Genomic DNA, 11,396 nt, shown 5'->3' with positions numbered 1-11,396 from the left:
AGACCTCTGACGTCGTCAAGGAAGGCGACAAGGTTTGGGTCAAGCTGATGGGCTTTGACGAGCGCGGCAAGGTTCGCCTGTCCATGAAGGTTGTCGATCAGGCAACCGGCAAGGAAATCGTTGCCGAAAAGAAGGACGGCGAAGCAGCCGAATAAGGCCTTCGCTTCTTTCCAAGATCGAGGCGCGGAAAATTTCCGCGCCTTTTTTCTATTTTTTAAAAGGTCGCAAATATGAGCCGTGACGCCGTCAAAACCCTGTTCCATCCGTTCGCTGCAGGCATGGTCGATGCACCTGTGCAGGGTGAGCGCGTTCTGTTTCTTGGAGCCGAAGCCGGCGCACCAAGAATTGAAGGCTTTGAGGCCGAGATCGCTGCTGTCCAGAACTTGCGTCCGCTGTTCCGTGCCCTGCAGGCCGAACACGCCAACGTCACCCCTGATGTCTCGGAAGATGTTTTCGATGCAGCCCTTATTCTTTGCGGCAAACATCGCGGTGAAAATGAAAACCGTGTTGCTGAAGCGCTTGAGCGCGTCAAGGCAGGCGGCACGATCGTGGTTGCCGGCTCAAAAGAAGATGGCATTGCCACCATGCGCAAGGTGCTGCTGAAACTCGGGATCGAGGCTGAATCGACACCAAAATATCACGGCATTGCCTTGTGGTTTAGGCGCCCTGAAGACATCACGGCTTACACCGCCAAGCTGAAGCACGAAGCCGTGACCGTTGATGGTCGTTTCACTGCCATGCCTGGCATGTTCTCGCATGACCGTGTTGATGATGGTTCCGAACTGCTTGCCTCGCGTCTGCCAACCGATTTCGATGGCAATGCTGCCGATTTTGGCGCCGGTTGGGGTTACCTCTCCGTCCTGCTCGCTGAAAAGTCGCCGCGTACGGCGCGCATCGATCTCTTTGAGGCAGACTGGAATGCGCTCGAATTTGCCAAGGCAAACCTGGAAGACAACTGCCCGAAACTGACGGCGCGTTTCTTCTGGCAGGATCTGGCTGCCGAGCCGCCGAAGGAAAAATACGACCTCATCATCATGAACCCGCCATTCCATGCCGGCGGTCAGGCTGCCGAGCCTGCCTTGGGTCAGGCAATGATCAAGGCCGCGGCAGGCGCATTGCGCAATGGCGGCAAGCTGTTGATGGTCGCCAACCGTGGTTTGCCCTATGAGACCATCCTTGCTGCCGAGTTCAAGACCAGCAGCGAAGTCTGCCGCAATGCACGTTTCAAAGTGCTGACGGCCCAGAAGTAATTCCAAGACATGGGCTGCGCCGATTTGCATCGGTGCGGCCTGTCAGGCCTGATTGGTGTATCAGGCTTTTCTGACCTTTTGCGACGCCAGCACATTGCGAATTGCAAAGCTGGAATGGATGCGCGACACGCCGGGCAATTTCGAAAGAATATCCTTGTGCACGCGCTCGAAGTCGCCAGCGCTTTCAATTTCCACCCGCACGAAGTAATCCGCACCGCCGGTCATCAGATAACATTCCCTGATTTCCGAATGTTTGCGCACAGCCACCTCAAAACGGTTGAGATAATCCTCTGTCTGACGATCAAGCGTGATCTGCACGATGACCGCGATGCCTTCATCGCCTGACGTTGCTCCGGTCAGAACCGTGTAACCGCGGATGGCGCCGCTTTGCTCCAGGATGTTGATCCGCCGCAGACATGCCGATGGTGACAGCCCGACGGCTTCGGCAAGCTTGGTGTTGCTGATGCGTGCATTTGCCCGCAATGCCCTGATGATATGTCGGTCGATCGCGTCCAGGCCTGACATGTGATTTCTTTCATTCTGTCGCAGATTATTTCAATAAATAGCAATAATCAGAATAATCAACACATCATCGCCGGAAAATTCCACAATACGTGCATTACCATCTCTCATTAATAATGAGGGTGAACGATAATGAACATGCAAATCAACCGGACCCATGCGGGCGGTAATGCAACTGGTTGCCTGACGATTGATCTCGGCGCCTTGTTCGATAACTATCGGTTTTTACAGACGCTGGCGCCCGGTGTTGCCGTTGCAGGTGTGGTCAAGGCGGATGCTTATGGGCTGGGCGCTGACCGTGTTGCTGCAACGCTTTATGCTGCCGGCTGCCGCGATTTTTTCGTTGCGCATATTGATGAGGCAATCAGCCTGAGAAAGCTGATTGCGCAGGACGCCAGATTTTATGTGTTGAACGGTCTGCAGCCAGGCAATGAAAGCACGTGTGAGGCATTCGACATCACCCCGGTGCTGAACTCTCTCGAACAGGTCGAGCAATGGTCAGCATTTGCGCAAAACATTGGCAAGACACTGCCTGCGTTGTTGCAGGTCGATACTGGCATGTGCCGTCTTGGCCTGCCGCCTGAGGAGCTAGAGCAGATTGTCAAATATCCGACGCTGATTTCCGGCCTGCGCATCGATTACATCATGAGCCATCTTGCCTGTGCCGATGAGCCTGACAATCTGGCGAACGCCTCGCAATTGGAGGCCATGCAAAAAGCGGCCATGACGCTTCCCGATGCAAAGGTCTGCTTTTCCAATTCGGGTGGTATTTTCCTCGGTGGCGGCTACCACAATCATCTGATGCGTCCCGGTATCGCCCTATATGGCGGCGCGCCATCGATCCTGCGTCCCAACCCGATGAAACCGGTCGTACGACTTGACGTGGCAGTGGTGCAGACACGCACCGTCCCGGCTGGATCGCAGATTGGTTATGGTGGTTCTTTTGCGGCCAATACGCAGATGCGTCTGGCGACGCTGGCTGCCGGTTATGCCGATGGCCTGCCGCGCTCGCTGAGCAATACAGGGGCCGTATGGTTTGACGGTCATCGCCTGCCGATTGTCGGTCGCGTGTCTATGGACAGCATCATTGTCGATATCTCCGAGTTGCCAGAGGGAACATTACGGCATGGTACGCTTTTAGAGGTTATCGGCCCACAGCAGAGCCTTGAAGATGTGGCCGACGATGCTGGCACCATTGCCTATGAAATCCTGACGAGCCTTGGCCGCCGTTATCAAAGAAAATACATCCAACCTCGGGACGCAGCGGCTCTATCGCCCGCCAGCGCCCCCAATGCGTGAGACTGGCATGAACATTACAATTCTTGGAGCAGGTGTTATCGGCGTAACCTCCGCTTGGTATCTTGCCAAGGCCGGACACAAGGTGACGGTCATCGACCGCCAGTCAGGTGCTGCACTGGAAACCAGCTTTGCCAATGCCGGTGAAATTTCTCCCGGTTACTCTTCGCCTTGGGCTGCACCTGGCATCCCGGTCAAGGCAATGAAGTGGCTGTTCATGAAACATGCTCCGCTCATCCTTCGCCCGACACTGGATGCGGCGACCTGGAGCTGGATGATCAAGATGCTGTCGAACTGCACAGCAGCACGTTATGCCACCAATAAGGGGCGTATGGTGCGTATTGCCGAATATAGCCGCGATTGCCTGATGGCACTGCGCGAGGAAACCAGCATCCAGTATGATCATCGCACGCAGGGCACGCTGGAAGTGTTCCGCACCCAGAAGCAGTTCGATGGCATAGCCAAGGATGTGGCCGTTCTGAAAGCGGGCGGCGTTCCTTTCGAAATCCTCGACAGCAAGGGTTGCGTTGCTGTTGAGCCGGGCCTTGCGCCATCGGGTGACAAGATTGTTGGCGGCTTGCGCCTGCCGGGCGATGAGACCGGCGATTGCTACATGTTCACCACCGAACTTGCCAAGTTGGCCGAGCAAGCCGGTGTCACCTTCCTCTATGACACGGCAATCCACCGGCTGGTTACCGAAGGATCGGTGGTCAAGGCAGTGGAAACCTCCAAGGGTCGGATTGAAGCCGATGTGTTTGTCGCAGCGCTTGGCAGCTACTCGCCAGCTCTCGTCAAGCCACTTGGCCTTAATCTGCCAGTCTACCCGGTAAAGGGTTATTCGATCACGGTTCCGATCATCAACGAGGCGCGTGCGCCGGTATCGACCGTGATGGACGAAACCTACAAGGTCGCGATAACCCGTCTGGGCGCGCGCATCCGTGTGGGCGGCATGGCGGAAATCGCCCGTTTCAGCAATGACCTTCCGCCAACGCGCAAGGACACGCTGGTTCATTCGGTCGAAGATCTGTTCGGCGGCGCAGGCGATCAGTCCAAGGCATTGTTTTGGTCTGGCCTTCGTCCAATGACGCCGGATGGTACACCGGTCATCGGCAAAACACGCTATGGCAACCTCTATCTCAACACCGGGCACGGTACGCTTGGCTGGACCATGTCGTGCGGTTCGGCGCGTGTGTTGTCGGATATGATCAGTGGCCAGCAGCCAGAAATTGAAACGGCTGATCTCGCCATTTCCCGCTACAACAGCTGAAAGGCTGAACCGAAACACAAAAGCGGGCCTTGTTATGCAAGGGCCGCTTTTGTTTGGGTGAAACACCAAAAAACAAAAAGGCCGGGCAAGCCCGACCTTTCACAACCGCTTTGCTTCATGCCAGTACATCCGTGGTCATGGCGAAGCGATTTTGTATTTCTCAGAACGGCAACCTGAGGTTCTCCGTTTCGTTGCTCACATCCTCGCGCCAATTGGTTAACGTTTGGTTAACGATCAGGCTGCGAATGCAATATTCTTGTGCCGCGAGCAACGTTCGAAATACATATGATCCGCATATGTTATGGCATATGGGCTTTTTCAAGGCTTTCCAAAATAAATATATGCGAAGCCGTTAAGGCTGGGCGCTAAATAAAAAAGGCCGGACAAGCCGGCCTTTCATAAAAAGCGATAAGCAATAAGCTTATGCAGCCTGCAGATGATCAGCAGACATCTTGCCAGAACGACGGTCCTGAACCAGATCGTAAGAGATCTTCTGTCCATCCTGAAGGCCATTCATACCAGCGCGTTCAACAGCAGAAACGTGTACGAATACGTCCTGAGTGCCGTCGTCTGGCTGAATGAAGCCGTAACCCTTGGTGGCGTTGAACCATTTAACTGTACCAGTTGCCATAACGATTTCCTTCCGTTGGCAAATTGAAATATGCTTCGAAAACAATTGTTTACGAACGCAGTGGTCGAATTTGCAGAAAAGAGATCGTCGTTTGCGTCCGAAGACGCCGAGTCTGGTCGTCAAACAAATATCGATGCGCCGACATAAGTGGCTTTGCCGCAGCTTGTCAAGCGAAAGGAAATTCTGCCAAAACCTTCAAAAGCAAAAACCCGGTGCGGGAGGAGGTGCACCGGGTTCTTGAAACTGACTGACAATTGGGAGGAGGAGTATTGTCAGTCCAAGTCGGCGGGCGCTGGGAGGAGGAGTGCGCCGCGTCGATGATTTAAATGTACCGCATATCAGCACAAAATACAGACACATCATTGCAGCGCAGCTTTGCGCTATGCGCATGGCTTTGCGTGGTCAACTTGCCTTTGGTAAATCCGCCGCCTATCATTTAAGCATGAGCATTGAATCGGTCCGTACATATTTCGCTTCGAAATCCCCTGACATCACTGTCATCGAGACGGAGAAAAGCTCCGCAACGGTAGCGCTTGCGGCAGAAGCCCATGGTGTGGACCCTGACCAGATTGCCAAGACGATTTGTCTAAGGGCTGGCGAGGATATCATCTTGGTTGTTGCTGCGGGCACCCGCCGGCTGGACAACAAGAAATTCCGCGAAAAGTTCAAGAGCAAACCACGCATGTTGGACGCTGAAGAGGTGGTTGCCGTTACCAGTCACCCGGTCGGTGGTGTATGCCCATTTGGTCTTGCCACGGATGTGCCGGTTTATTGCGATGTGTCCCTGAAATGCTTTGAAGAAGTGGTTCCCGCTGCAGGTGCAACCAATGCTGCCGTGCGTATTTCACCTGATCGGATGGCCTCTTTGACCAATGCCCAATGGGTAGATGTCTGCCAGTAACATAAAGTTGGGGTTTTGGTGACCTTAACCGCACCTTAAATCGCCGTATTTTATTCTCATTCGAATGAAGTGCAGTCGGAGCGTCGAAACACGCCGTCTGCAAGGGCGATCGTATCAGGAGTGGTTTCGGCCATATGGCAGGCAAAAGCAAATCAGGACGCAGAATAGAACCTTCCTTCGAGGACAACGAACCCGAAGATGAAGAGATGCGCCTTGATGCTGGCGAACGCATTGCCGGGAACACGGCTGTTCGTCGTAAAGCGGCGCCTGCGGCGAAAGCCAGAAAAAAAAGCAAAGCTGCCCCCGCAAAGACACCCAAATCGAGTGGCGGTCTGGTCAGGTTCTTTAGGCGTTTGTTTTATTGGTGCCTCGTTCTTGGCATCTGGGGCGGTATCGCAGTTGCAGGACTTGTCCTTTATTATGGTGCACGTATGCCAGCGGCCAGCACCTGGGCCATTCCCGAGCGCCCACCGAATGTCAGGATCGTTTCGGTCGATGGCTCGGTCATTGCCAACCGCGGCACCACTGGTGGCGAAGCCATCGCCCTTGAAGATATGTCGCCCTATATTCCGCAAGCGGTCATGGCGATCGAAGACCGGCGTTTTTATTCCCACTTCGGCGTTGACCCGCTCGGTCTGGCGCGTGCCGTAGTCACCAATATAACCTCCGGGCGCATGGTGCAGGGTGGTTCCACCCTGACCCAGCAGCTTGCCAAAAACCTGTTCCTTTCCCAAGAGCGCACGCTTGAGCGTAAGGTGCAGGAAGTGCTGCTGTCCTTCTGGCTGGAGCAAAAATACAGCAAGGATCAGATCCTTGCGATGTATCTGAACCGCGTTTATTTCGGCTCGAATGCCTATGGCGTGGAAGCCGCGTCCCGGCGGTACTTCAACAAGTCTGCACGGGATGTGAACCTTGGGGAAGCGGCTCTTCTGGCAGGCCTCTTGAAAGCACCGTCACGTCTTTCGCCTGCACGGGATCCACAAGCCGCTGAAGAACGGGCGCAGGTTGTTCTCTCCGCCATGCGCGAGGAAGGCTACATCACCGATAGCGAAAGCGCGACGGCCATGTCGCAGCCGCCAACCAAGGCCAAACATTTCTGGTCCGGTGCACAACATTACGCGGCCGACATGGTGATTGATGAGGTGCGCTCATTGATCGGCGATGTGAAGCAGGATCTTGTTGTCGATACCACCCTTGACCTGGGCCTTGAGGAAAAGGCGGATGAAGCCATCACCAAGGCACTGGCCGCTGAGGGCAAGAAGCTGGGCGTGTCACAGGCGGCTTTGGCTGCCATCGATGGAACAGGTGCCATTCGTGCGGTGGTGGGGGGCGCAAGTTATGCTGACAGCCAGTTTAACCGCGCAACACGCGCCAAACGTCAGCCCGGTTCGGCCTTCAAGCCATTTGTTTATGTTGCTGCACTTGAGGCGGGATTACGGCCGACCTCCATTCGCAACGACGGACCAGTACGCATTGGCAACTGGACGCCCGAGAATTACGATCAGAAATACCGCGGCGAGGTAACATTGTCCTCGGCTTTGGCGCAGTCATTGAACACCATTGCCGCGCAGCTTGTCATGGAAGTTGGCCCTGACCACGTGACCAAGGTTGCGCATCGCTTGGGCATTGAATCGCAACTGCAAGCCAATGCCTCTATTGCGCTTGGTACGTCGGAAGTATCGCTGACGGAATTGACCGCTGCCTATGCACCATTCATGAATGGCGGTTACAAGGCAACGCCACATATCGTCAAACGCATCTCTGATACTGACGGCAATGTTCTCTATGAAAATAAATATGACAACCCGCCGCGTGTGCTGAGCGAAGCGATCGTTGCTGCCATGAACAGCATGTTGACGCGCGTTGTGGACGAAGGCACCGGCAAGGCTGCCCGGCTGAAGGGCTGGCAGGTGGCTGGCAAGTCAGGTACCACCCAGTCATTCCGTGATGCGCTGTTTGTCGGTTACACCAGCAATCTGACGACCGGCATCTGGCTTGGCAATGATGATGGCACGCCGATGAAGAAAGTCACCGGCGGTGGCCTGCCGGCCAAGGTCTGGCACGATTTCATGACGGCCGCTCATTCCGGCCTGTCGCCATCGCCGCTGTTTGGGCAGGGATATGTCGCGGAAGAACCGATCATCCTGCCGGATCGTCCGAACGAAAATCAGCCGGGTTCAATCACTGACATTATCTCCGGAACCTTTGGCAACCGTCAGGCAGAGCAGGACGTGCCGCCGGCTGGAGCCGGTTTGGCCAATGGCCAGCCGATGGATATTCCGCAACGCTCCTATCCAACTGATCCCTATTCCAACGGACCGGTGCCTCCGGCCGATATCGGGTCGAATGAGCGATCAGGATCACAGCCTGCCCGGCAGACGACATTGCTTGATTTTCTGATGGGCAATTGACGATGGCAAGTGCCAGACGAATCTTGTCTCTTATTGCGACATGTCGTTTGATGTAAGCCACGAGATAGTTTTGCAGCGGTGCTGCCCCAATCCTGTATTTCGAGTTTCGAATTTAAGATTCGCGGTTTGGTAGATGGTTTTGCTGCGTTACGGTAATTGCATGATTTAAAAGAAGTATTTTGAATGTCTAACGGCTGTTTGGCGGCTTGAAATTAACCCTAAGGCCTGTTTTTTCAGTCTTTGCCCCATTTTGGATGACTTTGCAGGGTAAATGAATTATTACTCACGATTATTGGAATGCTTATTTGCTGTACTAAATTTTTTTAATTGAGGATTAAGATGTTTAGACTTGGCGAAGCTCGCGCAGGTGGTTTCGAAGAGATTCAGCAGTCGGGTAGTGTTGTTCTTGAATCCCAAGGTACTTTATTTGAGAATGATCCGATTGAACAAACAGCTATGCTGAAACTGCAATTTGCAGTGAAGCGCCTCATCGATGTTTTCGGTGCTTTTTCCGCTCTTGTATTGTTGTCTCCCCTTCTTGGTTTCGTTGCTCTTCTTGTAAAACTGGATAGCAAAGGCCCGGTATTCTTTTCCCAGATTCGCTGGGGCATGAATGGAGAGAAAATCCGCGTTTATAAATTCCGTTCAATGAGAACGGACCTATGTGATGCAACCGGGGTTGCACAGACAGTGAAAAACGATCCTCGTGTCACCAGAATGGGCGCAATTTTGCGCAAGACCAACATTGATGAACTGCCGCAGCTCATCAATGTTCTCAAAGGTGACATGTCTCTTGTTGGGCCTCGTTGCCACGCTATCGGCATGTTTGCCGGTGGCCGGCTTTATGAGGATCTCGTTCCGCACTATCACAAGCGCCACACTATGCGTCCCGGCATTACCGGCCTGGCACAGATGCGTGGCCTTCGTGGTCCGACGGACCGTGCAGACAAGGCAAGAGCGCGCATAGCCTCGGATATCTATTATGTCGAGAATTTCTCGGTGTGGCTCGATATCAGGATTATCTTCGGAACCGTGTGGTCCGAGCTCAAGGGTGGCAAGGGCTTCTAATTTGTAGCCACTGCCAGACATTCGTTTAGAACGTCATGAATTGAAAAGCCCCTCTTCGACGATCCGAAGAGGGGCTTTTGTTTATTTGGATGCCAATGCGTCCATGATCCGGATCCACGAGCGAATGCCCTTATGGAAGGATTGCAGGTCATATTTTTCATTCGGCGAGTGGATACGGTCGTCCGTCAGACCGTATCCGACCAGAAGTGAATCCATGCCGAGCATTTTCTGGAAATCGCCGACAATCGGGATAGATCCACCCATGCCGATCACGACGGCAGGTTTCGGCCACTCATCGGAAAGGGCGTTCTTGGCCTTGGTGAGTGCCGGAGAATCGTAGGAAAGCTGGATGGCTGGCGAGCCGCCATGCTCATGAAACTCAACGGAGCAATCGGCCGGGATCTTGGAGCGCACATAAGCGCGGAACGCTTCACGCACCAGCGCCGGGTTCTGCTTGCCAACCAGACGGAACGAAACCTTTGCCGATGCCTGCGCAGCAATGACGGTTTTGAAACCTTCGCCCGTGTAGCCACCGATAATGCCGTTAACTTCGGCCGTTGGCCGTGCCCAGGTCAATTCCAGAACTGAACGGCCCTTTTCGCCCGATGGCACCGAAAGGCCAACTTCACCGAGGAAGGATTCAGCCGTGCGACCAAGATTGTCCCAGGATGCCTTGATGTTGGCTGGGGTCTCTTCAACGCCATCATAAAATCCATCCAGCGTCACGCGGCCTGTCTCATCGTGCAGACCAGCCAGAATGTTGGTGAGAATATGGATCGGGTTGGCGGCTGCACCACCAAACAGACCGGAATGCAGGTCGCGGTCCGCAGCGGTGATGACCACCTCTTCGCCGACAAGGCCGCGAAGTGCGGCAGCAATGGCCGGCGTTTCGCGGTCCCACATGCTGGTATCGCAAACCAGAGCGAATTCGGCCTTCAACTCAGCCGCATTGGCTTCCAGGAATGGCTTTAGAGATGGCGAACCCGATTCTTCTTCACCTTCAAACAGAATGGTGACGCGGATAGGGAGTGCGCCGTGAACCTCCTTATAGGCGCGGCATGCCTCGACAAAAGTCATCAGTTGGCCCTTGTCGTCGGAGGTCCCGCGTCCGGTGATGACCTTGCGGCCATTGCCCAGATCCTTGATTGCCGGCTCGAATGGATCGTTCTCCCACAGGTTCAGCGGATCGACCGGCTGCACATCATAATGGCCATAGAACAGCACGTGTGGCGCGTCTGCGGTTGCGGCTGCGTGATGGGCAACGACCATCGGGTGGCCGGCCGTATCGCGCACCGAGGCATCGAAACCGATCGACGACAGTGATGCATTCAGCCATTCGGCTGCCTTGCGGCATTCAGCCTTGAATGCCGGGTCGGTGGAGATGGACTTCATTTTGACGAGGTCGAACAACCGGTCGAGGCTCGACGTCAGGTTTTCATCGGCCTTGGCCAGAACGGGGGAAATATCTGTCATTGGGTAATCCTGCCATTGGACAGCGTCCTGAAACCAGAAACGGTTTGACGGGAGGGCTGCCTATAAAATGTCGCCGGGCTTACATATGTGATGAATATGTAGCCAGGTGCGGATTACAACGTTATCGTATCGTCCTAGATGGCGGAAGTGTTTTTGAGGGCGCGCTGGACATACTCCAGCAGCAATTCCCGCTCAAAGCGGCGAAAGCCGGAAAATGCAAGTTCGTCGGCATCTTGAGCAGCTGCGATGGCCTGTGTTTCGAGGGAACGGCCGTGTGTTGTAAGCTCGATAATCTGGGCGCGTTTGTCGGTTGGGTGTGGTTTGCGATCGATCAGACCGTCACGCTGCATGCGGACGAGCGTATTGGCAAGCGTTGCCTGCTCTATGTCCAGCCGGTCAAGCAACTGCCTTTGTGTGATGCCATCTTCATTCCACAGTTCAAGCAGGACGGGGAACTGACCTGGCGAAAATCCGAGGGCCGACGCCTTTTTGTGCAGGGCGCGCGAAAACGCCTTGGCGAGTTGGGCAGTCAGATAGGCAGCAGATTCGGTTCTTGAAAAACGCATGCGATTTGGGG

General features: G+C 54.5%; 10 protein-coding genes. 6 read left to right on the top strand and 4 right to left on the bottom strand.

Going from position 1 to position 11,396, the window contains the following annotated elements:
• Positions 1-230 precede the first annotated feature (230 nt).
• Complete coding sequence (locus tag RT613_RS06930) at positions 231-1,250, top strand: class I SAM-dependent methyltransferase (RefSeq protein ID WP_313614048.1); 1,020 nt, start codon at positions 231-233, stop codon at positions 1,248-1,250.
• A gap of 60 nt (positions 1,251-1,310) precedes the next feature.
• Here RT613_RS06930 and RT613_RS06925 read toward each other — a convergent pair whose 3' ends face one another.
• Positions 1,311-1,775, bottom strand: a complete 465-nt coding sequence (locus RT613_RS06925) for an Lrp/AsnC family transcriptional regulator (RefSeq protein WP_313614047.1) — start codon at positions 1,773-1,775, stop codon at positions 1,311-1,313.
• Between the two features lie 129 nt (positions 1,776-1,904).
• Between RT613_RS06925 and alr the strand changes: the two genes are divergently transcribed.
• Both alr and RT613_RS06915 read left to right on the top strand, forming a co-directional pair.
• Complete coding sequence (alr, locus tag RT613_RS06920; protein WP_313614046.1) at positions 1,905-3,071, top strand: alanine racemase; 1,167 nt, start codon at positions 1,905-1,907, stop codon at positions 3,069-3,071.
• Positions 3,072-3,078: 7 nt separating this feature from the next.
• Entirely contained in the window at positions 3,079-4,335 is a 1,257-nt protein-coding gene (locus RT613_RS06915; RefSeq protein WP_313614045.1) for a D-amino acid dehydrogenase, read from the top strand.
• A gap of 421 nt (positions 4,336-4,756) precedes the next feature.
• Here the strand turns inward: RT613_RS06915 and RT613_RS06910 are convergent, their stop codons facing one another.
• The gene (locus RT613_RS06910; RefSeq protein ID WP_313614043.1) at positions 4,757-4,966 is read right to left on the bottom strand and encodes a cold-shock protein; all 210 of its coding nucleotides are present in this window, start codon (positions 4,964-4,966) and stop codon (positions 4,757-4,759) included.
• A gap of 442 nt (positions 4,967-5,408) precedes the next feature.
• Here RT613_RS06910 and RT613_RS06905 point away from each other — a divergent pair, with 442 nt between their 5' ends.
• The 3 genes from RT613_RS06905 (at position 5,409) to RT613_RS06895 (ending at position 9,346) form a co-directional block, all read left to right on the top strand.
• On the top strand, positions 5,409-5,867 hold the full coding sequence (locus RT613_RS06905) for a YbaK/EbsC family protein (protein ID WP_313614042.1): 459 nt from the start codon (positions 5,409-5,411) through the stop codon (positions 5,865-5,867).
• 134 nt (positions 5,868-6,001) lie between these two features.
• The gene (locus RT613_RS06900; protein ID WP_313614040.1) at positions 6,002-8,278 is read left to right on the top strand and encodes a transglycosylase domain-containing protein; all 2,277 of its coding nucleotides are present in this window, start codon (positions 6,002-6,004) and stop codon (positions 8,276-8,278) included.
• Positions 8,279-8,605: 327 nt separating this feature from the next.
• On the top strand, positions 8,606-9,346 hold the full coding sequence (locus tag RT613_RS06895; protein WP_313614038.1) for a sugar transferase: 741 nt from the start codon (positions 8,606-8,608) through the stop codon (positions 9,344-9,346).
• 81 nt (positions 9,347-9,427) lie between these two features.
• Here the strand turns inward: RT613_RS06895 and RT613_RS06890 are convergent, their stop codons facing one another.
• Positions 9,428-10,819 carry a M20/M25/M40 family metallo-hydrolase gene (locus RT613_RS06890; protein ID WP_313614036.1) on the bottom strand — a complete coding sequence of 464 codons (1,392 nt, stop codon included), beginning with the start codon at positions 10,817-10,819 and terminating at the stop codon, positions 9,428-9,430.
• A gap of 134 nt (positions 10,820-10,953) precedes the next feature.
• Entirely contained in the window at positions 10,954-11,385 is a 432-nt protein-coding gene (locus RT613_RS06885) for a MarR family winged helix-turn-helix transcriptional regulator (protein WP_313614035.1), read from the bottom strand.
• Positions 11,386-11,396: the final 11 nt, after the last annotated feature.

Origin of the sequence: Agrobacterium sp., assembly GCF_032092815.1 — a bacterium.
In the GTDB taxonomy this organism is placed as follows: Bacteria; Pseudomonadota; Alphaproteobacteria; order Rhizobiales; family Rhizobiaceae; genus Agrobacterium.
This window is presented reverse-complemented; position numbering and strand designations above follow the sequence as displayed.